Here is a 23,813-nt window from a genome sequence, read left to right as displayed (position 1 = left end):
AAAAAGACAGGGCGCGAAAAAAAGTTGACACGCATGGCTAGAGCTTGCGCCCTTTTTTTGCAGCCTTGCGCTATCCGTTTTGCTGCTCTTGTTTTTTATCCAGATAAACGCTTCCGTCGCTTTGCAGCTCGGCAAAAAATACTTCCTGAACGGAATTCGCCCCTAACTTTTTAATTTGCTGATCAAGCCAATCGTGATCGAAATGCAGATTCTTTAGGTTCTGCTCCATGATTTTGCCATCGACAATAAGCTTAGTAGGGAGATATAAGCGCTCTTGGGTAGGGATTTTCATATCCTTTTTGGTTGGATAGTCGTTTTCCTGCTTCTTTAAGACACTGAGTTGTCCGTTGGGTTCCAGAATCGCATAGTCAACTTCCCGAATGGAAAAAATGTCCTTTTCCCTAAGCAGCATGCTTAAATCGTCCATATTTAATTTGCTCAAAGCCATGGCTTTGGTTTGTATTTTGCCTTTCTGGATGACGATTGCCGGTTCCCCATCGAGTATATCCCTAAGCCAAGGCGATTTAAGGCATATTTTCTCTATGAAAATCGTCAGTATAGTCCACAATGTCATTCCGGTAATACCGGCATAGATCGGTATATCTTTATGGACGATCGTATCACCGGCTATATTGCCAAGCGCAATGCCTGTAATATAGGTGAAAAACGTCATATGACTTAATTGCTTTTTTCCAGAAAGCCTGGTTAATATCAGCAAAATCACAAAACTTAATAAGGTCCTAACAGAGTATTCCCAAATGCTATCCATGATTCATCTCCATATGCGCAAATGATTCCTTATACAGTCATTTCCGAAAATGGATTTGGATAATCACAAAAACTGAATTTGTCATAAGGTTTTTCTTCAACTATCTTGGTATTGATTTTACAATCGAGTGTTATACTAGGTCTTGATTTGAGAAAGTAGAAGCGAAAATATATTGGGAACATAGGAGGTTGTTTGGCTGTGGCTGTTAAACTGATACCATATTTCGTTATGAACGGTAATGCAACTGAAGCGATTCAATTTTATGAAAAGACATTAGGTGCCAAAGTTGCTTTTAAACAAACGTTTGGAGAAATGCCGGAAAACCCTGAAATGCCTTTACCGGCGGAAGCCAAAAGCCTCGTATCACATGCAACGATACAAATCGGGGAAGATGTCATTATGTTTTCCGATACATTTCCCGGTCAACCACATCAATCCGGAAACCAGGTCACCATTTGTATTTCATCCAACGACAAAGAACAGTCATCCCAGTTCTTCCAAGCCTTGAAAGAAGGCGGACAAGTTGAAATGCCTCTACAAGAGACGTTTTTTAGTCCTGCTTACGCCATTGTAATCGATAAGTTTGGCGTTACCTGGCAAATTTTTACCGATTCGCACCAATAATGTTTTTCTAAATTCATAGGGTGCAATGTCATCCATGAATATTGAAAGTGCAAAAAAAACCGTTCCTTTGGATGGGCATTCATTTCCAAAGAACGGTTTCTTTTTGCGCTTGTATTGTATTTTGGTTAATAAGGACAAATCGTTCCCCCATATTAATAGTCTGAGGAGTAATTGAATTGATCTGTTTAATTCAAGATCCAAGGAGGGAGCCATGGACCGTTCATCAGTCGGAAAAAGCGTTCCGAGGAAGGAATCATGGCAAAAAGTGACCGGAACGGCCTGCTATGTGGACGATATCACAAGGCCAGGGTTACTGTATGCCAAACTCGCGGCCAGCCCGCATGCTCACGCCAAAATCAAATCGATTGATTCCTCGCAGGCTTGGAACATTCCCGGAGTAAGAGCGATTATTACGGGGCAATATTTTCCGGTATTGACGGGGTCCCCGCTGGAAGACAGGCCGCCGATCGCCATCGACAAAGTGAGATACTATGGCGAGCCTGTCGCTGTAGTCGTCGCCGATTCGGAATATATTGCAGAAATGGCCGCTTTCCGAATCAAAGTCGAATACGAACCGCTGCCGATCGTGCATTCCCCCAGCGAAGCTTATCAGAAAAATGCCCCCCTTATTCATGAACATCTCGCTACATACCATGGAGAAGAAGCAGTCTACCCCGAGCCGGGCACGAACATCGCCAACCGCACCAGGATCCGCAAAGGAAATATGGATGAAGGCTGGAAGCAAAGCGTACACACCGTCGAAGTTCATGTCCGTTTGCCGCAGTCCGATCATGCCGCCATGGAAACGAGGTGCAGCATCGCGGAAATCCTGCCTGATGGAACTGTGAATATCCATTCCGCTTCGCAATCCCCCTATATCATCCGGAAGCAAATCAGCCATTATTTTCGTATCCCGCTTCACAAAATCAATGTCCATACCCCGTTGGTCGGAGGAGGATTCGGTGGAAAGGCTGCAATCCAATTGGAGTTTCTCGCCCTTTTGGCTTCGAGGGCCGCTAACGGCAGACCTGTAAAACTGGTGAATTCCAGGGAGCAGGATATGGTCTCGTCTCCGGTTCATATCGGGCTCGAATCCAGAATCAGGCTGGGCTGCACCCGGGACGGCAAAATTGCCGCCGCTGAAATTATGCATTTGTTTGACGGCGGAGCTTATTCGGACCGCGGAGTTATTATGAGTCGGGCGGGAGCCACCGATTGCACAGGGCCTTACCGTATCGATAACCTCCATTGCGACTCGTTATGCATGTATACCAATCACCCTTATTCAACCTCCTTTCGGGGATTCGGACATTTGGAGCTAACGTTCGCGATGGAAAGAGCCATGGATGCCTTGGCCCAAAAAGCGCAGATGGACCCTTTGGAGTTTCGTTTTCATAACGCGATTGGGCCAGGAGATACGACCCCGACGCAAACTTTGTTGAACCGAAGCAAGGTGGGCGATTTGCCCAGGTGCATAGCAAAATTGCATGAAATCATCCAGTGGGATGACAGGAGCATCGTGGAATCCAAAGGCTATCTCATCAAGGCGATGGGAGTGTCCTGCTTCTGGAAAAACTCGAATACGCCGGCGGATGCCGGGGCAGGGGCTGTCGTAATATTTAATGCCGACGGAAGCGTGAATTTGCTGTGCGGAGCCGTTGAGATCGGTCAAGGCACCCGAACGGCGCTCACGCAAATGCTGGCCGAACGGCTGCGAATGGATGAGCGAAAGATCCATATTTCAACCGACGTAAATACCGAAACCGAACCCCAGCTTTGGAAAACCGTGGCGAGCCGAAGTACCTTTCTGGTTGGCAACGCGCTGATGAAGGCGGCTGACGATGCGATCGAACAGCTGAAGAGTACGGCTTCATTTGCGCTGAAGCGCCCGGCGGAAGAATTGGAAGTTGGAGGCGGAAGGGTCTATTGCAAGGATGCGCATGACATCGGGATTGACATTGAAACGATCGCCCACGGATACAAGCTTCCGGAAGGAGGAACGGTAGGAAGCCAGGTCATCGGCCGGGGAAGCTATACGATGCGCGATATTACAGAACTGGATCCTGAAACGGGTAGAGGGAATCCCGGACCGGAGTGGACCGTGGGCGCACAGGCGGTTGAAGTGGAATTGAATACAAGGGATTTTACCTACCGGATCATCAAAGCGGTTACGGTCATTGATGCCGGGAAAGTGATCAATCCGGTGATGGCGCGCGGTCAATTAACAGGAGGCATGAGCATGGGGCTCAGTTTGGCCAGCAGGGAAACGTTTCTGTTCAACGATAAAGGCATCGTCTCAAATACGCAGCTGCGAATCTATAAGCTGATCCGGTACGGGGAGCAGCCGGCGTATTTCGTTGATTTTGTCGAGACCCCGCATTTGGAAGCGCCATATGGACTGCGCGGAATCGGCGAGCACGGCATTATCGGCATGCCAGCGGCATTGGCGAGTGCCTTGTCCGCCGCCGCCGGCACCGAACTTAACGAGCTGCCCCTAACGCCGGAAAGAATCTGGAGGAAGGTTCATGATCCCATTTGATTTCGAATATTATCGGCCGGCTTCCGTCATGGAGGCAGTGGAATTATTCCAGCATCTGCATACACAAGGAAAGAGTCCTGTCTATTATTCGGGGGGAACGGAAATTATCACGCGGGCCCGAAGGAATTTAATTCAACCTCGAGCGGTAGTTGATTTGAAGTCCATACCGGAATGCGGCGTAATGGAATTCCATAAAGATCAGCTGGTTGTTGGATCCTGCGTCACGTTGTCGGTCTTATCCGCGGCAAATCCGTTTCCGCTGCTCAGCGAAGCTTCACAGGGTGTCGCCGACCAAACGGCGCGAAATAAAATTACGATCGGGGGGAACATCTCGGGGATCATTCATTATCGCGAGGCCGTTCTCCCGTTATTGTTGGCCGACAGTCACGTGCTCATAGCGGGTCAGGAGGGAATGAAAGAGGTATCTATTCATGAGGTGTTCAAAGAACATTTAAAGCTAAATAGCGGGGAATTTCTTGTGCAAATCAAAACGGACCGGGTGTATGTATCCTTGCCGTACTTTCATGCCAAAAAACGGCTGATCGGCAACGTCGCTTATCCCCTCGTTACGTTGGCTGCTTTGAGGAAAGATGATCAGATTCGCGTGGCGTTTAGCGGCGTTTGCGCCTTTCCTTTCCGTTCCGCCGCAATTGAGCAGGTGTTGAACGACCCGACGCTGTCGCTAAAGGAAAAAATGGATCGGGCCGTCGCAAAGCTCCCGGCGCAGGTTGTGTCGAATGCCGAAGGATCCGCCGCGTACCGGGAATTTGTGCTGAAACTAACGCTGGAAGAAGCCTTGGATACATTGGGAGGGAGGTGAAGCATGCCTGAGAACGTTAAGAGTCTGTATTCAGTCGAAATGCGAATAAACGGCGAAAAGAAAACGATAAGGGTCCGTGCGTCCGAAACTTTATTACATACTCTTCGGGATCACCTTGGATTAACCGGATGCAAACCCGGCTGCGAGAATGGCGATTGCGGGGCATGCACGATTATCATGAACGGATTGCCGTTCAAATCCTGCATTATGCTTGCGGTGGAAGCTGAGGGACAGAACATCACCACCGCCGAAGGCCTGGTCGATTCACCCGTACAGCAAGCTTTTGTTCAAAAACAAGCTTTCCAATGCGGTTATTGCACGCCCGGCTTTATTATGAACTGCCAAGGATTGCTGGATGCCCATCCAGGTGCAGATGATGAAACGATCCGGTTATGGCTTGAATCGAATATTTGCAGATGCACGTCCTATGAAGAAATTCATGAAGCGGTCATGTCCGCTTTTACGTCCGAAAACGCAGAGAAACTGGTACCCGGCAAGCTCGGGAAGGAGGATGGGGTTGGAAGACATTCATCGCATACTGGAAGCCATGGAGCGTAACGATCAGCGAAGCGTGCTGGCAACCATTATCCATGTGAATGGCAGCGCCTACCGCAAAGAAGGGGCTTCCATGCTGTTTTTTGAAGACGGATCGCAAATTGGGATGCTCAGCACAGGCTGTCTTGAAGCCGATCTAGCAGAGCGAGTGCCGGAAATATTGGAAACGGGCGAATCCCGCATTTATGAATTCGACATGCAATCTTCCGACCCATTATCATGGGGCGAAGCAACGGGCTGCGGCGGTATCGTTCACGTAGCGATGGAACCGGTCAATGACGTTTTCGGCACTCATTTGCGTAAATTGAAGGAATGCTTGGATCGGCAACATGAGGTCATTCTCATCAAAAAAATCAACCCGGACCGTTCGGTTTCCGGGTATGGCTTCTTGACCGACGACCGCTATCTGTTTGGCGAATGGAAAGGTGATGTTCCTGAGGAGGATCTTTCAGCCATGGCGGCTTCCGGCGGTATGGGGAAAAGCGGGATGAAGGCGCTCTCATCGTTGGAAGAGGAAATATTCCTCCATACGTATGCGCCGAAACCGAGATTGATCATTTTCGGTGCGGGGCGGGATGCCAGGCCGCTTGCATCGTTTGCCGCAGCCACGGGTTTCTCCGTAACTGTTACCGATTGGAGGCCGCTTTTATGCGCCCGAAGTTATTTTCCGGATGCGGAAGCGCTTATACTGGGATTTCCGGAAGAAACGGCGGGTATGTTTCACATTACAGCGAGCGATTTCGTGGTTGTCATGACCCATAATCTTAGGAGAGACCGGCAGCTGATCCGTATCCTGTCCGAGCTGCCGCTTGGTTACCTCGGTATTTTGGGTTCGAAGCGCAGAACGGAACTTTTGTTTGACGGCAGGGCGATTCCGCAGTTTGTGCACTCTCCCGTAGGAATGCCGATTGGGGCAGACGGACCGGAAGAAATTGCCGTAAGCATTCTTGCGGAAGTCATTCAGAGGTATAGAACCCAAAGAAAGAGTCGCTGCAGCTTATGAGCCAATACTCGGTTATCGGTATCTATTTGGCTGCAGGCCGAAGTACACGAATGGGTTCGGATAAGCTTGGGCTGCCGCTGGGGCCTATGCGTTTAGGGAATTACGGTCTGGCTGCGGCACTTCATTCTAAATTAGATTATATTTTGGTCATTTCCGGTGAGGCCCAGGCGGGTTGGGTCGACGACTCATTTTATGAGAATCAGATCTTTCGCAAATGGTCATTGATCTACTGCCCTGATGCTCAATCAGGGCAATCTAGCTCCCTGCGGTGCGGCATACGGGCTGCAATGGCAATGGGAACAGAAGCAGCGATGGTTCTTCTGGCGGATCAGCCTTTGATGACAACGGGGATGATCGATGAATTGCTCGATCGTTATCATAAGCAGCAGCTGCAGGACAGCATTCATTACGCAGCTGCAGGTGCGGATGGTTTGGCAAAACCGCCGGTAATATTTAATCATCGAATGTTTCCGGATCTTCTTCGGTTACAAGGTGATGAGGGAGCAAGGCGTTTAATCCGCAAGGATAGTCCGGGAATTTGCATCGACTTCAATAACCCGGACTTGTTTTTGGATGTGGATACAGAGAAGGATTATGAGTTTTTATTGAAAAAAATGTTTTTTTGGAAATCTTGAACGACTTGTTCCGCATTCATATACAAAGCAAGGGGGTATTGTTCGTTCGCCATATGCGCAGGTGCTTTGATCGCCAAAGAGGCCGAAGTTGGTTCGAACATTGTCTGCTTGGAATCATCCAACATGGTTTTCCAATTTTTGACGAGCAAGCCTAACGTATTCAAGTGATCCCCCCAAATCCGCCCATCTTCTTTCGAAAAATTGCCGCTTTTGGACCATTTGATGAATATACGAATCATGTCCGAAAGATTCGCAAAACTTGAACGAAGCTGGTCCATTTGACGGGTCAGCTCATCGATGGCAGCGCGTTTTTTCTGAGCTAGCAGGTTGTAACGCAAACTTTGGTTAGCCTTATCTAAGTCGGTAGTCGCTTGATGAAGTTTCTGAAATAAGGTTTGCAATTCCTTCTCGATTGTCGGAGCCTTACTCGTAGAGCAGCCGTCTTCTACCCACTCTGCAGTCTTAAAAAAAAGAACGGTTAAATGATCCGCAAAACGGATCATTTTTTGTTTGGCCGTATTTATGGAATCGGGAGGGAACAGCAGTATGTGAATCAGAACTGCAACAACGGCGCCGATTACAGTATCGCGAATGCGGTCATACGGATAGCTTGGCATTTTGCTTTGAAAATACAGCACCAATAAAATGCTGATGGCAACTTGGATCGTAACAGCATGATCCAAGTTCATCCGCCACACGATGATGGATCCAAGCAGCATAAGAAGACCAATACTCCATCCGTTTAAGCCGATATAAGGCGCTATGTACGAAGTCACCAGAACGCCGGCTATCGTTCCGATAACGCGCTGCCAGGCAAATTGAATGGACTTGCTGACCGTTATCTGAATACACAAAATGGCTGTGAGCGGAGCCAAGTAGGGATGGTTAGATCCTGCCCATTTGGCAGCTTCCCATGACAGTGCTGCAGCAAGCGGCATTTTCCATACAATACCGTTATTTCTGATGAAATCTGCGATTTTGGTCTTCACTTATTTAACCTCATTTTATAATTGTTTTCGTTATTGTTGCCGGGGAATGAGGCTGTTAATCAACTGGCACCGAATTTTTGGGAGCGCCTTTTTTTCGATTATATTCGTTTTCGGTTTCGGGCTGAAGAATGAAGCGTAGATCCCCGCTTTTTGGATATAGTTCTGCTATCCTGTGCAAATGCAGAATGTCGGCCTATAGAGTCGTGATGGCGCAGACGCGTTAAGCTTTTTTCCGGACGTGATGCACGCTGCTGATGATCTTCGGATAGGAATGGTTTGATCTTGAGCGCTTTGAAGTTGATCGGGATGATATCAAAGGCTTTGATTACTCGTACAACTTCCTGATCGGCGAACACCGATAGCTCCCGTTCGCGAATGTCCGTCCACTCGGAGATCGTTCGCAGAATTTCGTCTACGTGTCCAGGATGGCATACAATCTCGGTAATGCCCTCTGGAAGAGAACGCAAATAATGAAATAACCGCTCCATGGCTTTGGCATCTCCGTAGGTATCAAGGAGGATTGAATCGGTCATCCGCGGGGATGCCAGATCCGGGAATGGATGAACAATTTGCGATCTTCGGAGCGGAACGTTTTCCTTCACTGCTTTTGTGGCCATGACCTTATAAATAAAAGGATCATTTTGGTGAAGTAAGTGATGGGAATCCAAATGAGTGGGGAAAAGACTGGTTTCCACAAACCGCTGCCACTGCGCTTCGAGCTCTTTTTCAACATCGGCGACATCCCGGTTGCATATGCTTTTTACGTCATGGAATGAGCCGTCCGGTCTGACTAGCGAAGGTACGCTTCCGGGATCGGAAACGGGAACCCCATAGGTCAGGTTAAAATGCAAACCAACCCCGAGGCCCGGCAGTAAGCGGGCAAGTCGCAAGGCATCCCCGAAGCCCGGCATGTTGACCATCATGGAAGTACTGGTAATGCCGCCAGCCTGGTAGGCTTTCACAATTCCGCTGTTGACGGCGGGCGATAGGCCGAAATCATCCGCATTGATAATGACTTGCCTGCTCATGGCTTTCCTCCTTACTTTTTGTTATGTATGTTGTTATAGTCTAATACTGCCTTTCAGTAAACGTAACGAACAGGCGCCTACAGAGCGAGAAGATTTTAATGCTGTCAATCCTTCGGTTGCAAGCAGCCTTATCTAAAAAAATAAAGCGAATACATGTTTTAGCTGGCTTAATGGCGATGATATGCGATAAGATGGAGATGCAATCCAAATATATTACTAGATTAGGAGAATGCTACATGACTCAACTTACGCTCGAAGTTCAAAGCGCGAATGGTACGGTACAGGCAACCGCCTCGGATCAGGGACAAGCTCACCTGGTGTATGAGAAGGCTTATGAGCCTGGGGACCAGATTGTTTTGAAAAGCGGAAATGAAAACTCATATCTGGTTATACAGCTTGATGATGCAATGGATCCTGCATTTGTTTTTTTGGCTGGAAAAGAGTTCCGGTTCGTCATTCCTTTTGATGAAAAAAAGATATCTTATTCCCCAAAAACATTTATGGGTGATTTACATACGCTTACTGCACGTTTAGCCACAGAAGACGAAATCAATGCTTATAGAAACTTGGCGCTTAATGTATATGATCAGCATGAAAACGCGACTTGTTACCCTCATGCTTTCGCCAACGTGGAAACTCGCGGCGAATCCGTATTCGCAGCCCGAAATGCAATCAACGGGAACTGCGTAAACTTCTCCCACGGAAAATGGCCGTTTGAATCTTGGGGCATCAACCAAAGAGACGATGCGGAAATGACCGTGGATTTTGGCAGAACCGTAGAAATCGATAAAGTTGCATTGACGATCCGGGCGGATTTTCCACATGATAATTATTGGGAGCGGGTTACGTTAGCTTTCTCGGACGGCAGTAAGGAAACGCTGGATTTGGTAAAAACCCATCTGAAGCAAACTTTTAAGCTTGCGCCACGAAAAGTGGAGCGGGTAACCATAAAAGAACTTATCAAGTCGGATGATCCTTCTCCGTTCCCGGCTTTGAGCCAAATCGAAGTTTTTGGCCGTGAAGCCGCGAATTAGCGAGGAAGTTATTTTGAACTGCCTTCATCCGTTTAATCATTAGTTCAACTTTTATAGTTTGTCGGATGAATAGCTTTTGAAAGGACAGATATAGACATTGAATACTGAAAGAGCGCCAAAAGTCGGCGTTGGAGCCGTTGTTAAAGATGAGCATGGACGCATTTTGCTCGTGCTGAGGAAAAGAGCGCCTGAGGCGGGGTACTGGAGCTTGCCCGGGGGCAAAGTTGATTACATGGAAACGATAGAAAATGCGGTAATACGCGAAATTAAAGAAGAATTAGACGTCGAAATCGGACTTGATCAATTGCTTTGCGTTACCAATCATATCATTCCATCGGAAGATACGCATTACGTGGCGCCAACATTTTTGGCCCATATTATAGCCGGAGACGTGCAAAATAAAGAACCTCATGCACTTGGCGACGTGCGGTGGTTTCCGATCAACGACATGCCTGACAAAATCACGATGACGACAGCGTATGCCCTTAAGCATCTCAAGGAATCTGATACAAGCGAGAAAAATTCATTCTAGGAGCCGCCTGCGAAGGCGGTTTTCCTTTTGCTCAAAAGATTTTTTCATTTTGCGCTACATCTGCTTATTCCACTCTGTTACAATACTGTGTAACTTCATTATCATTTCAATTAACTTAGAAGGCGAGCGTGAGAAATTTTGCAAATACGACAAGCAAATCAATCTGATTATCCTGAACTTAGAAACGTATTCCTTGCATCCCGGCGACAAAGTTTCTATTGGGCGAATCAGGAAGGCATGGCTTTGGAAGATTTCGATAAACAGACCGCGGATGAATACATCATTTTGGCAGAAGATGATGGTCGAATTCTTGGTTTCTCATCTTTATATTTGCCCGATGATTTCATCCATCTGCTATTTGTTCATCCCGAGGTTTCCGGCCAAGGTGTCGGCAAAGAACTGCTGTCTGCCTCGATCGAGAAAATGAATCGGCCCGCGCGTTTGAAATGCGTGTCCGAGAATCACAAAGCGTTGAAATTCTACGAGAAAAATGGCTGGAAGAAGGTAGTGGAAGAAGAGAAGGATGGGGAGAAATATTGGGTCATGGAATATTGATGACAATCTAACGCTAGATGGGAGGAGCAGATCATGGAAATTAAAAATCTTTTGAAAAAATGGAATGCGGATTTACCTGACGATATAATCGATGCCCTGAAATCGCATGTCATAAAGCAGCAGGACAATGACTTTTATTTGAGAATCATGAATACAGACGAGATTACCGAACTTATGGAATTTATGTCTGATATTGAAGAGTTTCAGAATATTATTCCGCTATGGACTGATGATAACTCCAATTATGTTGGATTTTATTATCAGGGACCGATTAAATATAGAGTTTGTTATGTCAGCCATGAAGAAACCGACCTGTCTCCGGCCTTTAGAAGTTTACATACATTTATTGCAGCGCTTGAGCAAAATGCGGATCTGGATTGGGATGAGCTGACAAAAGACTACCCGACAGGATCTGAAGCAAATCCTCAGGATATCGATGCAGACGTACAATGCATTCAAGAACTGAATCAGTGGCTGTTTTCCGATCAACCGAATGATGACCCCAGATGTCAGATGATGTTCTCCATCATGGCTTTAACCCCCGCCAATCAACTGGATACTTTAATTCCGTTTCTGGATGATGAAGATATGTATGTGCAAGAAAGGGCTTGCGAGATTTTGGGATACCATAGATATTTACCGGCTTATGACAAGTTGGTAGAGGTATCGCAAAACGGAATGCCGAATGGGAGAATGGCTGCGAAAAAGGTGCTTTCAAACATGCGAAACAGAAATTAAAAATTGAGGAGGCTGAAGGTTCATGAGTTTGATTGAAGTTGAGTCGCTAACCAAAAAATTCAAAGTGCCAATCAAAGAACCGGGCTTAAAAGGTGCCATTAAACATTTATTTCGTCCAGCCTACCGCGAAAAAACAGCCGTCGAACAAATCAATCTGAACATTGAGAGCGGTGAGTCCGTAGCGTACGTCGGCCCCAACGGGGCCGGGAAATCTACAACAATCAAAATGCTCACAGGCATTTTAGTTCCCACATCCGGCAAAGTCATGGTCAACGGGAATTCCCCAAGCAAACACCGGATTGAAAATGCCAAAAACATCGGAGTTGTCTTCGGTCAACGAACGCAGCTGTGGTGGGATCTCCCTGTAATAGAATCTTTTTCATTGATCAAGGATATTTATGAGATTCCGGCTCCTATGTACCGGCAGAACCTGGACCGCTTCGTAGAATTACTCGGACTAAACGAATTCCTGCACCTATCCGCCAGAAAAATCTCGCTTGGGCAAAGAATGCGCGCCGACTTGGCTGCCGCCCTTTTACATAATCCCCAAATTGTTTATCTCGACGAGCCGACCATCGGGCTGGACATTGCAGTCAAAGAACGCATACGCCGTTTCGTAAAAGAAATGAACAGGGAGCAAGGCACAACCATTATGCTTACAACGCATGACCTTGAGGATATCGAAGAAATATGCAGACGCCTGATTATCATCGACCATGGACGGATCATTTATGACGGAGAGCTTCAGGAGATGAAGGATCTGTTTGCCCAAGAAAGAACGATCCATTTTCAGGTTGACGAACCGATCAAGGATTTGCAAAGCGTAATATCCAAACTGCCTGGCGTTATTCTCGAAAATGATGAAGGAACAAGTTTTTCGGTCCGTTTTAACAGGTTTCAGATTTCAGCGGGGGAAATTGCAGGCTATATGATGCAGAACGGGAATGTAAGCGACTTTCATATCGATGAACCTAAGATTGATCATGTGATCCGCAAGCTATACGATGGCGAGCTCGTCATTAACGAGGGCAGGTGGGCATGATGGCCTCAAAAAAATACATCAAACTAGCCCAAGTTTCGATGCAAAATGTAATCGCTTACCGTTTTACATACTTTATCAGTTTGCTTGGAAGTTTGATTTTTGTTATTGCAATGTTTTATTTATGGCAGGCGATCTTCGATCAAAGGGAGCAGCTTTCCGGATTTACTTGGGAGCAAATGAAAGCTTATATTTTTATTACATACCTTACGAACTCCCTGATCTCCTGGTATTCGGAAACGAGCATTTCACGAAAGATAATTAAAGGCGACGTAGCGATGGATCTGCTCAAGCCCCTGGATTTTCAAAAAGCGCGGATCGCCGAAACGGCTGGCGCAAGTTTGATGGAAGGATGCATTGCGGCAATCATGATCGCAGCGCTGCTGCTAAGTACGAAAAGCCTGGTGATGCCTGATTCGCTTCAATCCGGAGTTTTGTTTATTTTGAGCCTGGCCCTGTCCGTATTTATTAAGTTTGGCATTATATATTTGGCCAGTCTGTTCTGTTTTTGGACAGCGAACGGAATAGGTGTGGCCTGGATGAGGGCGGCACTAACCAATTTTTTCTCGGGAGCTTTGATACCGTTTGCATTTTTCCCGGAGTGGCTCGCGGGAATCAGCAGACTATTGCCTTTTCAAGGGATTGTACACATCCCGGCATCGATTTATCTGGGCAAGGCGATCGGACTTGAAGCCTGGGGACAGATCGGCATACAGATCTTTTGGGGAATTGTTTTATGGACCTTGGGAAAATGGCTGTGGGTCTGGGCGGTACGCCAAGTTACGATAAACGGGGGATAATTGGGGGGAGGAAATAAATGCGGCGAGCTAGGTCGTTATATATCTATTACCGGCTTATGAGCCAACAAATCAAAGCGATCGTATCATACCAGGCGGATTTTGTTATATCTTTGTTTGCGGGAACGGTCACGCAGTTATTAGGTATCGTCTTTCTCTGGGTCGTGTATCAAAAGATCCCGAATATTCAAGGCTGGGAGTTTTGGGAAGTTGCTTTTGTTTATGCCGCCGTCTTTTTTATTGAAGGCGTTCAGTCACTATTTTTAAATGGTATGTGGGTATTAGGAGGTTTGGTCAATAAAGGCGAAATGGACCGTATTTTATTTAGACCTATCTCGCCGATTCTGCAGGTGTTTACGTCAAATATCGGGATTGGCGGCATGGGTTCTATCATCGTCGGCGGAGTTATTATGGTTCAATCGCTGCAGCATATTCATTTGGATTGGACGCTCAGCAAGGTGCTTATAAGCCTCTTATTTTTAGCGTCTGCCGTCGTCATACGTGTTTCCATCTTGTTTGCGGCCAACTGTCAAACCTTCTGGACCGGAAGCTCGAATACTTCCTTTGCCCACACCATCCATACCCTCGGCCAACTGGCGCAGTATCCGATCAGTATCTACAACATTGGGGTGCAGCTGCTGATTACGATCATTGTTCCATTTGCTTTTATCAGCTTTTTCCCGGCCTCTTACTTGTTCGGCAAAGGGAGCTGGGCTTATTGGGGCATGTTGACCCCTCTGGTAGCCGTATACACGGTTATTTTGGCAGGATGGATATTTAAAAAGGGGCTGAGTAAATATGAAAGCGCAGGGAATTGATTGATTGCGTTATTTTGCGTATTATTTTTCTAATTTTATATTGCCAAACGAGTCGTTTATGCTATAATGATGTCGAATGGGCTTCCATTCACGTCATGTACAATAGAAAAAGTTATAGGCAATGGAAGTTTGGTGCAAATCCAACGCGGTCCCGCCACTGTGATAGACCGAATGATCGGTCTTAAGTCAGGTCTTTTGTCTAGTAACTTTGGAGAGACCAGTCATTTCGAGGCGAAAGTGGCTGGTTTACAAGTCTAGTGACGATCCGCCTCGCTAGGCTTTTTTATTTGCTGCAAAGGCTGCCGACAATGTTGTTGGCCACAGCCGGGTGTTCGCCAAACCGAACATGTACAATGAGGTATTGCCCGCAAACGGGGGGATTCTCCAGTGACGAAGAATCATATGCACAATGGGGTGCATGTCCCTTTTTTTAATTTATAGAATTTTTGCCGTTATTGTGTCTGATCTAAGGACAAGTTCCGGAAGCGGTTGACGAAGATCGGAATGACGGTGTACAGTATAAATGCAAAATTTAATCATACGAAGCTGCACAATGGCGTGCACACATGATAACAAGCAAAGAGGCTTTTGAAGGGGAATTCCCTTTGAACGGCCTCTTTTTTTGTTGCAATTACTTCTTGGAGGTGCTTTACATGGATAAACTTTCGATTAAAGCCGACCTCTATATGGGGCAAGGCGCAATGGATCGCCTATCGGAATGGCGAAATAAACGAATGTTCATCGTCACGGATCCGTTTATGATGAAGTCGGGAATGATCAACATGGTGTTTGATCGCCTGCACAGCAGCAACGAGCAGTATATTTTCAGCAATATTGTCCCGGATCCGCCGATCGAAGTCGTCACGGAAGGCGTCGAGGCACTCCGCTCCTTCAACACCGATCTGATCATTGCCATTGGCGGCGGTTCGGCCATTGATGCGGCTAAAGCGATGAAGCTGTTCGCGCAAAAGCTGCTTGACCAGCGCGATATCCCGTTCATTGCTATCCCGACAACAAGCGGAACGGGCTCGGAAGTTACTTCATTTTCCGTTATTAGCGACAAACAGAAAAACATCAAGTATCCGCTTGTATCCGATGACATGCTGCCGCAAGAAGCGATTCTGGATCCCGAACTCGTCAAAAGCGTGCCGGATTTCATCACGGCGGATACCGGCATGGATGTGCTGACGCATGCGATTGAAGCGTATGTATCCACCAAAGCCAATGATATATCCGATGCGCTGGCCGAGAAAGCGATGAAGCTGGTCTTTGCTTATTTGCCGCGTGCTTATAAGGACGGAAATGATCTTGTGGCGCGCGAAAAAATGCATAATGCCTCCTGCATCGCTGGGATGGCGTTCAATATTGCGTCGCTTGGGCTGAATCATGGGATTGCGCATGTGGCAGGGGCCAAATTCAAAATTGCCCACGGACGCATGAATGCGATTCTCCTTCCGCATGTCATCGAATTTAATGCCGATTACAAGCCGGGTTACGGTAAGGAGGATAGCAATAGAGCAGCGGTTCGGTATGCCGATATTGCCAAAAGCTTGGGGTTATCCGCACCAAATGCGAAGAGCGGCGTCCGGAGTCTGGTGCAGGCGATCAAACAGCTGCAGAAACAATTGAATATGCCGCAAACGCTGCGGGAATGTGGCGTGGATCAAGCTTTGCTTGAGGAAATGAGAGTTTCGATCGCCGAAGGCGCGCTGAAAGACGGATGTACTGCAACAAATCCACGCGTTCCTACGGCAGAGGATGTGCTTCAAATTTTGAACAAAATGTTTCAATTCTAAAACCGAGTCGAATTTTGACGGATTTCGTATTGACATCGCTTGCAATATTCAAATATAGTAAAAGTAACACAACGGCGTGTTGCATACAAATCAAAGCAAAGTGGCTTCTTAAAAATTCCGCGTGGACTTTTAAGGGGCTTTTATTGTTTTTTGCAGTGACTTTTTGAAGATTATAGAATTTATAAATTTTCAGCGAAGCTGAACAATTCTATAATCGCAAGAAAAACATCCGCTAAGCGCGGTCTGTCTTCTATGAAAATACGTCGATAGACGTTTTTCTTAACAACCTCTTTTAGTGTTTTTGATAGAGAGTGAGATGAGGAGTATGGAACAAGGAGCCGAGAAACAACGTGTGATTCAGGAGTATGTACCTGGCAAACAGGTCACTTTGGCTCACATTATTGCAAACCCGAACCCGGATATCTACAAGAAGCTGGGACTCGGAAACGAAGAACATCAGTCCATCGGCGTCATGACGATAACGCCAAGCGAAGCTTCCATCATTGCAGCGGATATCGCAACAAAGGCGGCCGGTGTCCAAATCGGTTTTGTCGACCGATTCAGCGGTTCACTCGTCATTACGGGCGATGTATCATCAGTAGAATCTGCAATCAGTGAAGTGCTGCTGGGATTGCAGAATATATTGGGCTTCTCGGCTAATACGAATATTACAAAAACGTAGGAGAAGCTTATGAAGAAAATCATTTTTGCCGGGAGTACAGGATCGGGCAAAACCACGTTGTGCCAATGGCTGCACGGCGAGGAAATTGCCTACAAAAAGACGCAAGCCGTCGAAACATTCGACCAGGCGATTGATACGCCGGGAGAATGCATCGAGAACCGGTATTTATACAAAATGCTGTTAGTTTCCAGCGTAGATGCCGATGTCATCGGGCTTGTTCAGGATTGCACGAAAGAAGACAGCTATTTCCCGCCGGCCTTTGCGACGGTTTTCGCCAAGCCGGTTATCGGAGTGGTCACGAAAGTCGAACTGGCCAAGTCGCAAGAGGAACTCGCGCAGGCCAGAGCACATTTAGTGGCGGCAGGCGTGGAGCGGATTTTTGAAGTCTCGACGATCGAGAATGTGGGAGTGGATGCCCTTCAAGATTATTTGAAGGGGTAGACGACTGGGATTATAGTACAGGCTTTATCAGACAAGCAAATAACGACATACAATGAGGTGCATGACGCATGAATGGAAAAATTGTAATAGTCGATGACGAACCTATTACAAGAATGGATATTCGTGAGATGCTCGAGGAGGCGGACTACAATGTAGTAGGCGAAGCTTCCGATGGCTTTGAAGCTATCGAATTATGCAAGAAGCATCTGCCCGACCTCGTCATCATGGATGTTCAAATGCCCATTTTGGATGGGCTCAAGGCGGGTAAACGAATTCTTTCAGAGCAGCTGGCGGGCGGGATCATCCTTTTAACCGCCTACAGCGACAAACAGACGATTGAAAAAGCATCCTCTGTCGGTGCGCTTGGTTATCTGGTAAAGCCGCTTGATGAAAAGTCGTTCATTCCTATGGTGGAAGTGACGATAGCCAAAGGCAAGGAAATCCGGAAGCTGGAACAGGATCTCTCAAAGCTGACGCAGAAGATGGAAGAGCGCAAAGCGGTCGAGAAAGCAAAAGGCATATTAATGAGAGAAAACGGCTATACGGAAGAGGAAGCCTATCAAACCCTGCGCAAACTAAGCATGGATCGGCGATGTCCAATGATTGAAATTGCAAGCACCATCGTCATCTCCTATGATTGATTTCAAAGAGCGGATCAGGCAGTTGTGCAGCCTTCATACCGGATTGTCGGATGGGGATATAGCCCGGATCTGCGAAATAGCGGAGTCATTTGAAATGACCGAGGTGGAAGATGATGTGTTCATCGACGTTTTGTCCTGCGTGGCGAACGAAGCCGTCGTAGTCTATCATCGCAGCCCGTGCCAAGGCAGATCGGTGTATCAGTTTCCGGTAACGGGAGAAAGGGCGCTGCGCGAGAATGAACCTGGCGTTCTGCGGACGCTGGAAACAGGCATTATGTCGCAAGGGCTCGTTGCTAATACTCAGGAGAACCATCTGGTTAGGCAAACGGTATATCCTATTAAAAATCAATCAGGTGTCATTGCCGTCCTGATCTATGAAAAAGATATCAGGGACAATATACAAGCCCACTTCAATATGCAGCGGACGTCATTGGTGGATGGGGAAATGTCTTCCATGCTGGCGGCAATGCTGCAGTTCAAGGATTCGATTATCAATCAATTGGAGGACGCCGTTCTGGTGTTCGACAAATATGGATTTTTGAAATTGAAAAATGAACGGGCGGATGTATATTACAGGCAACTCGGTTATTTGGAAGATATCCAAGGTCTGCATTACGATAATTTGTCGCTTGATCAGACAATGTTCTCCGAGGTCATGAGTCAGCATTCATCCTCGCCATGTTGTCCGCTTACGGTGGAAGTGAAAGCCGCCGGACGTTACTATCAGGTGAAACGCTTGTTCATTGAGGAAAAGGATTTATGCGTAGGCGTTATTTTGCATGACATGACCGAGATTAAAAACAAGGAAGCGGAGATCGTTTCCAAATCGGTTGCCATCCGCGAAATTCATCACCGGGTAAAAAATAATTTGCAGATGGTAGCGTCTTTGCTGCGTATTCAGGGACGGCAGTGCAAAAGCCCCGAGGCAAAGAAATGCCTTGATGACAGCGTCAGCCGGGTACTCGCGATCGCGGCAACCCATGAATTGTTATCGACGGAGATCCAAGCGGAAGTGGATCTCATGGATGTGATCCGTTTGATTGCATCCAATATCGAGCGCTGTTTTGTTGATTGCCATGCCATCAAGATGGAAATCGCTTCGGAGCAAAGCATCTGCTTGGACAGCGATCGGACCGTAACCGTCGCATTAATTGTTAGCGAACTGCTGCATAACAGTTATGAGCATGCGTTTGGCAATTGTTCGGAGGGGAAAATCACCGTCAAGACAAAAGTTGAAGGCGGGCTGGTGACGGTCGTCGTAGCGGATGACGGAGCCGGGTTCATTGCCTTGGAAGCTTCGCATAAAAGCTTGGGGCTGTCGATTGTCCGCAGCTATGTCAAAGACAAGCTGAAAGGAAAGCTCTCGATCGTATCCGGCGACACGGGTACAACAGTGACTTTTACGTTCAAAAAATAATCAATTGGACTACAAGGGCGTAGTCTTTAAAGCGATGAGGCTTAAAGTAAACCTTACCGGTATATCCGGGAGGTTGTCACTTTAAGCCTTTTTGCATTCTTTAAGAGGTTGTTCAAAAAGTCCGCTTTTGATAAGAAAACCAATCGAGGTCGATCCAAGGATGAGCGACCGCGATTCAATGGTAGGTTTTCTTGCGATATAGAATTTCATCAGCATCCGCTGATAACGAATAAATTCTATATCTAACACGAAGTAAATCAGGAAGCGGGCTCGGCATCGTATCTTGAATTCAGCAGGGCCTAAGCAGATGCTTACGAAGTATGTTTCCTCCGGAAACATTTCAGGTGCTCACGTACCCCAATGTACGCTCCTTGCGTCCCTATCTTCATTCAACTGAAGCGTTTTGAAAAAACGCACATCGGAAGCATAAGCTTCGGTGCTGAAAACCGACCTTTTTGAACACGCACTTTAAGTTGTAGTCCGATTGATCAGAATCAAGCCAGGGGGTGAACAAAATGGAAGAGCAGTTGCTCAGCGTTGGCATCGATATGGGAACTTCGACGACCCAGCTAGTGCTGTCGAAGCTTCATATTCAAAACATGGCTTCTTCGTTTTCGGTGCCGCGTCTGGTTATCACGGATAAAGAAGTCGTCTATCGAAGCGACATTTGCTTTACGCCCGTGCTGGAAGATAACCGGATCGATATGTTGAAGATTCAGTCCTTCATACAGGAGCAATACGAGAAGGCAGGTATCTGCAAGGACGATATTCAGACAGGAGCGGTCATCATCACGGGCGAGACTGCACGCAAAGAAAATGCCAATGAAGCGGTCTTGTCGCTTAGCGGCTTTGCCGGCGATTTCGTGGTCGCAACTGCAGGGCCGGATTTGGAGAGCATTATTGCCGCCAAAGGAGCAGGTGCCCATACGTATTCCAAAGAGCATTCCACTTCCATCGTCAACATCGACATTGGCGGCGGCACAAGCAATTTGGCATTATTCGACGATGGCGATCTGCTGGATACGGGCTGCCTGGATATTGGGGGGCGGTTGATCAAGGTGGATCAAAGTACGCATGAAATCACGTATATCGCGCCTAAGATCAAGCAACTTGCCGAGCGTAGGGGATTCCGTCTAACTATAGGTCAGCGGGTCACCCCGGATGATCTCCAGCCGATTATCGGCGAAATGGTCAAGCTGCTCGAAGAAAGCGTCGGCATCAGACCACCCGGAGACTTTTATGACACCATCGTCACAAACAAAGGCCTGAAGCTGGACCTTCCGATCCCATGCATTTCCTTCTCCGGAGGGGTTGCGGACTACATTTATCATGAAGCCACCGGAGACGTATTCGAATTCGGAGACATTGGTATTTTGCTTGGAAGAGCAATCGCCGCTTCCTCGCTTACCCAGCAGCTTACCGTTGCCCGTTCAACCGAAACCATCCGGGCAACCGTTGTCGGAGCTGGATCCCATACAACTGAGATCAGCGGGAGTACGATTACCTATACGGATGAAAGCTTCCCGATCAAAAATATACCGATCCTGAAGCTTGCTGCAGCCGACGAGTCGGGAAGCAGCGAGCAGTTGGCGAAAGCCATCGCCGACAAGCTGGAGTGGTTCAAGCTGAACAGTGATTTGCAGCGGGTGGCCATTGCGATTGAAGGAAAGAAAAATGCGAGCTTTCAGGAGGTTCAGAAATACGCCCAGGGTTTGCACAAAGGGATGTCTGAACTGCTGGAGCGGGAGTATCCGCTGATCGTAATTGTTCATTACGATCTGGCGAAGGTGTTGGGGCAAACCCTTTACAGGCTGCTGGATTACAAGAAAGATGTCATCTGCATCGACAGCGTACAGGTGGACAACGGCGATTATATCGACATCGGCAAGCCGATTGCGGATGGCAAGGTACTGCCTGTCGTTATTAAAACGCTTGTTTTTCACTAAAAGTCTCACATTAACGATTCGAGTTTCATCAATTCGAGCTGCATTTGGAAGGAGGAGCTTTTGTGATTTTAAAAACGAAACTGTTTGGCCGAGTCTATCAATTCAAAACGCTCATGGAAGTGATGGCAAAAGCCAACGAAGAAAAATCGGGGGATACGCTGGCCGGATTGGGAGCTGCTTCGTCAGAAGAACGCGTAGCCGCCAAGGTGGTTCTTTCCCAGATCAAATTGTCGGACCTGCGCAATAATCCGGCGGTTCCATACGAAGAGGACGAAGTAACCCGCATCATTCAGGATGCCGTGAACGAGCGCATTTACAGTGAAATTCAGAACTGGACCGTAGAAGAGCTGCGGGAGTGGATTTTGAACGAGAATACAACGGAAGGCGACATCAAGCGCATCTCCCGTGCACTGACAGCGGAAATGATCGCTGCGGTTGCGAAAATCATGACGAATCTTGACCTGATTTACGGGGCCAAGAAAATCCGGGTTACGGCGCATGCCAATACGACGATCGGGCGTCCGGGCACGCTATCGGCACGGCTGCAGCCGAATCACCCAACGGATGATCCCGACGGTATCATGGCTTCTCTGATGGAAGGCTTGACTTTCGGGATCGGGGATGCAGTGCTTGGCCTCAACCCGGTCGACGACTCCGTGGAAAGCGTGACGCGTGTCTTGAAACGGTTCGAGGAGTTCCGGCAGAAGTGGGAAATTCCTACGCAAACCTGCGTGCTCGCTCACGTTACCACCCAGATGGAAGCTGTTAAGCGCGGTGCGCCAACAGGACTTATTTTCCAATCGATCGCAGGTTCGCAGAAAGGGAATGAAGCGTTTGGTTTCAATGCGGCCACGATCGAAGAAGCACAGCAGCTTGTGCTGCAACAAGGCCAGGTCGTTGGGCCGAACGTCATGTATTTCGAAACGGGGCAAGGTTCCGAGCTATCTTCGGAAGCCCATCACGGCATCGACCAGGTGACGATGGAAGCGCGCTGCTACGGCTTCGCGAAGCGGTACAATCCGTTCCTCGTCAATACTGTCGTCGGATTCATCGGACCTGAATATTTGTACGATGCGAAGCAAGTTATCCGTGCCGGCCTCGAAGATCACTTCATGGGCAAGCTGACAGGCATCTCGATGGGTTGTGACGCTTGTTATACGAACCATATGAAGGCGGATCAGAATGATTTGGAAAATCTGGCGGTTCTTCTGTCTACTGCAGGCTGCAACTTCTTCATGGGCATCCCGCATGGCGACGATGTCATGCTCAACTATCAAACGACCGGATATCATGAAACGGCAACGCTGCGCGAATTGCTGGGCTTGCGTCCAATTCGGGAGTTCGAACAGTGGATGGAGAAAATGGGCTTTATCGAAAACGGCAAACTGACCAAAAAAGCCGGGGACGCGTCAGTATTTCTCAAGTAAGGAAAGGAGGAAGCTCATATGAACGAAAAAGATCTGAAATCGATGATTGAATCGATTTTGAATGAGATGGTTGGAAACAAGGCAGAGCAAGAAACGGCGACGCCTGCAGCAGCAGTGGCAGCCGGATCACCGGAACATGAAAACAACGTGGAGCCGAAAGCAGATGCCAAAGAAGCGAATGTGCCTGAAGAGGTACAGGTTGACGACGGCGAATGCCTGGACGATATTACGGAAATTAACCTTCGCAAGCTGCTGCTTGTGCCTGATCCGGAGGACCGCGAAGGATATATGAAAATGAAAGCAAAGACACCAGCCCGTCTGGGCGTATGGCGTGCAGGCCCGCGGTATAAGACGATTACATCGCTGCGTTTCCGCGCTGACCATGCCGCAGCCCAAGATGCCGTATTCTCCTATGTATCCGAGGATTTTGTAAAGGAAATGAACCTTGTGCCGATTGTTACGATGTGCCGGGATAAAGACGAATACATTACGCGCCCGGACCTGGGACGCCAGTTCTCGGCAGAAACCATCGAGTACATTAAGCAGCATACAACCAAACAGGCAAAGGTACAAATTATGGTTGGGGATGGATTGAGTTCGGCAGCAATCGAAGCCAACTTGCGCGATATCATTCCTTCCATTACTCAAGGTCTCAAAATGTACGGGATTGACGCAGGCAATATTTTATTCGTCAAGCATTGCCGGGTTCCTTCGATGGACGTGATCGGCGATGTAACGGAAGCGGATGTCGTATGTCTGCTCGTCGGCGAGCGTCCTGGACTTGTGACGGCAGAGTCCATGAGCGCCTACATTGCCTATAAACCGACAGTAGGCATGCCCGAAGCAAGACGTACCGTTATCTCCAACATTCATTCCGGCGGTACGCCTGCGGTAGAAGCAGGGGCGCATATTGCCGAACTGATCAAGACAATGATTGACCGTAAAGCATCGGGGATCGACCTGAAATTATAGGGAAGGGCTAGGAGGT

Annotated in this window: 24 protein-coding genes and 1 riboswitch; of the genes, 21 read left to right on the top strand and 3 right to left on the bottom strand. The window is 47.7% G+C overall.

Features of this window, described 5'->3' with window-relative positions; all coding sequences use genetic code 11:
* Positions 1 to 70: 70 nt before the first annotated feature.
* Positions 71 to 769: a YetF domain-containing protein gene (locus L6442_RS17800; RefSeq protein WP_212980622.1), complete on the bottom strand. Its 699-nt coding sequence runs from the start codon at positions 767 to 769 to the stop codon at positions 71 to 73.
* Between the two features lie 198 nt (positions 770 to 967).
* Here L6442_RS17800 and L6442_RS17795 point away from each other — a divergent pair, with 198 nt between their 5' ends.
* The 6 genes from L6442_RS17795 (at position 968) to L6442_RS17770 (ending at position 6,945) form a co-directional block, all read left to right on the top strand.
* A complete protein-coding gene (locus tag L6442_RS17795) occupies positions 968 to 1,393 on the top strand; it encodes a VOC family protein (RefSeq protein ID WP_212980623.1) in 426 nt (141 codons plus the stop codon).
* A 211-nt stretch (positions 1,394 to 1,604) separates the two neighbouring features.
* The gene (locus L6442_RS17790; RefSeq protein WP_212980624.1) at positions 1,605 to 3,932 is read left to right on the top strand and encodes a xanthine dehydrogenase family protein molybdopterin-binding subunit; all 2,328 of its coding nucleotides are present in this window, start codon (positions 1,605 to 1,607) and stop codon (positions 3,930 to 3,932) included.
* Positions 3,919 to 4,752 (top strand): FAD binding domain-containing protein, encoded by an 834-nt coding sequence (locus tag L6442_RS17785; protein ID WP_212980625.1) that lies wholly within the window; start codon positions 3,919 to 3,921, stop codon positions 4,750 to 4,752. Before L6442_RS17790 ends, L6442_RS17785 begins: the two co-directional genes overlap by 14 nt.
* Positions 4,753 to 4,791: 39 nt before the next feature.
* Positions 4,792 to 5,310, top strand: a complete 519-nt coding sequence (locus L6442_RS17780) for a (2Fe-2S)-binding protein (protein WP_373871850.1) — start codon at positions 4,792 to 4,794, stop codon at positions 5,308 to 5,310.
* Positions 5,270 to 6,310: an XdhC family protein gene (locus L6442_RS17775; RefSeq protein ID WP_212980627.1), complete on the top strand. Its 1,041-nt coding sequence runs from the start codon at positions 5,270 to 5,272 to the stop codon at positions 6,308 to 6,310. The genes L6442_RS17780 and L6442_RS17775 overlap by 41 nt, the downstream gene beginning before the upstream one ends.
* On the top strand, positions 6,307 to 6,945 hold the full coding sequence (locus tag L6442_RS17770) for a nucleotidyltransferase family protein (RefSeq protein ID WP_212980628.1): 639 nt from the start codon (positions 6,307 to 6,309) through the stop codon (positions 6,943 to 6,945). The genes L6442_RS17775 and L6442_RS17770 overlap by 4 nt, the downstream gene beginning before the upstream one ends.
* On the opposite strand, the gene L6442_RS17765 is transcribed toward L6442_RS17770, so the two are convergent.
* Positions 6,903 to 7,934 carry an FUSC family protein gene (locus L6442_RS17765; RefSeq protein WP_212980629.1) on the bottom strand — a complete coding sequence of 344 codons (1,032 nt, stop codon included), beginning with the start codon at positions 7,932 to 7,934 and terminating at the stop codon, positions 6,903 to 6,905. The two genes, L6442_RS17770 and L6442_RS17765, sit on opposite strands and share 43 nt — an antisense overlap.
* 98 nt (positions 7,935 to 8,032) lie before the next feature.
* Positions 8,033 to 8,962, bottom strand: a complete 930-nt coding sequence (locus L6442_RS17760; protein WP_212980630.1) for a carbohydrate deacetylase — start codon at positions 8,960 to 8,962, stop codon at positions 8,033 to 8,035.
* Between the two features lie 236 nt (positions 8,963 to 9,198).
* Here L6442_RS17760 and L6442_RS17755 point away from each other — a divergent pair, with 236 nt between their 5' ends.
* From L6442_RS17755 to eutC, 15 genes are all read left to right on the top strand, one after another.
* Entirely contained in the window at positions 9,199 to 9,996 is a 798-nt protein-coding gene (locus L6442_RS17755) for a carbohydrate-binding protein (RefSeq protein WP_212980631.1), read from the top strand.
* 97 nt (positions 9,997 to 10,093) lie between these two features.
* Positions 10,094 to 10,528: an NUDIX domain-containing protein gene (locus tag L6442_RS17750; RefSeq protein WP_194231543.1), complete on the top strand. Its 435-nt coding sequence runs from the start codon at positions 10,094 to 10,096 to the stop codon at positions 10,526 to 10,528.
* A 138-nt stretch (positions 10,529 to 10,666) separates the two neighbouring features.
* Positions 10,667 to 11,083 (top strand): GNAT family N-acetyltransferase, encoded by a 417-nt coding sequence (locus L6442_RS17745; protein ID WP_212980632.1) that lies wholly within the window; start codon positions 10,667 to 10,669, stop codon positions 11,081 to 11,083.
* Between the two features lie 33 nt (positions 11,084 to 11,116).
* Entirely contained in the window at positions 11,117 to 11,821 is a 705-nt protein-coding gene (locus L6442_RS17740; protein ID WP_212980633.1) for an SMI1/KNR4 family protein, read from the top strand.
* A gap of 22 nt (positions 11,822 to 11,843) precedes the next feature.
* On the top strand, positions 11,844 to 12,863 hold the full coding sequence (locus L6442_RS17735; protein ID WP_212980634.1) for an ABC transporter ATP-binding protein: 1,020 nt from the start codon (positions 11,844 to 11,846) through the stop codon (positions 12,861 to 12,863).
* A complete protein-coding gene (locus L6442_RS17730; RefSeq protein ID WP_237099964.1) occupies positions 12,860 to 13,660 on the top strand; it encodes an ABC transporter permease in 801 nt (266 codons plus the stop codon). The genes L6442_RS17735 and L6442_RS17730 overlap by 4 nt, the downstream gene beginning before the upstream one ends.
* A 17-nt stretch (positions 13,661 to 13,677) precedes the next feature.
* Positions 13,678 to 14,475, top strand: coding sequence for an ABC transporter permease (locus L6442_RS17725; protein ID WP_212980635.1), 798 nt, complete (start codon positions 13,678 to 13,680; stop codon positions 14,473 to 14,475).
* Positions 14,476 to 14,572: 97 nt separating this feature from the next.
* Positions 14,573 to 14,726: riboswitch (adenosylcobalamin (AdoCbl) riboswitch) on the top strand.
* Positions 14,727 to 15,128: 402 nt separating this feature from the next.
* On the top strand, positions 15,129 to 16,271 hold the full coding sequence (locus tag L6442_RS17720; RefSeq protein ID WP_212980636.1) for a 1-propanol dehydrogenase PduQ: 1,143 nt from the start codon (positions 15,129 to 15,131) through the stop codon (positions 16,269 to 16,271).
* 325 nt (positions 16,272 to 16,596) lie between these two features.
* Complete coding sequence (locus L6442_RS17715) at positions 16,597 to 16,953, top strand: BMC domain-containing protein (RefSeq protein WP_194231582.1); 357 nt, start codon at positions 16,597 to 16,599, stop codon at positions 16,951 to 16,953.
* Between the two features lie 9 nt (positions 16,954 to 16,962).
* On the top strand, positions 16,963 to 17,394 hold the full coding sequence (locus tag L6442_RS17710; RefSeq protein WP_212980637.1) for a EutP/PduV family microcompartment system protein: 432 nt from the start codon (positions 16,963 to 16,965) through the stop codon (positions 17,392 to 17,394).
* Positions 17,395 to 17,462: 68 nt separating this feature from the next.
* Positions 17,463 to 18,035: an ANTAR domain-containing response regulator gene (locus tag L6442_RS17705; RefSeq protein WP_194231537.1), complete on the top strand. Its 573-nt coding sequence runs from the start codon at positions 17,463 to 17,465 to the stop codon at positions 18,033 to 18,035.
* Positions 18,028 to 19,452, top strand: a complete 1,425-nt coding sequence (locus L6442_RS17700; protein ID WP_212980666.1) for a sensor histidine kinase — start codon at positions 18,028 to 18,030, stop codon at positions 19,450 to 19,452. The genes L6442_RS17705 and L6442_RS17700 overlap by 8 nt, the downstream gene beginning before the upstream one ends.
* A 515-nt stretch (positions 19,453 to 19,967) precedes the next feature.
* The gene (gene eutA / locus L6442_RS17695; RefSeq protein WP_212980638.1) at positions 19,968 to 21,398 is read left to right on the top strand and encodes an ethanolamine ammonia-lyase reactivating factor EutA; all 1,431 of its coding nucleotides are present in this window, start codon (positions 19,968 to 19,970) and stop codon (positions 21,396 to 21,398) included.
* A 62-nt stretch (positions 21,399 to 21,460) separates the two neighbouring features.
* Entirely contained in the window at positions 21,461 to 22,825 is a 1,365-nt protein-coding gene (locus L6442_RS17690) for an ethanolamine ammonia-lyase subunit EutB (protein WP_212980639.1), read from the top strand.
* Between the two features lie 18 nt (positions 22,826 to 22,843).
* A complete protein-coding gene (gene eutC, locus L6442_RS17685; protein ID WP_212980640.1) occupies positions 22,844 to 23,797 on the top strand; it encodes an ethanolamine ammonia-lyase subunit EutC in 954 nt (317 codons plus the stop codon).
* The last annotated feature ends 16 nt before the right edge of the window (positions 23,798 to 23,813 follow it).

It is taken from the genome of Paenibacillus azoreducens (assembly GCF_021654775.1).
Taxonomy (GTDB): domain Bacteria; phylum Bacillota; class Bacilli; order Paenibacillales; family Paenibacillaceae; genus Paenibacillus_AQ; species Paenibacillus_AQ azoreducens.
This window is presented reverse-complemented; position numbering and strand designations above follow the sequence as displayed.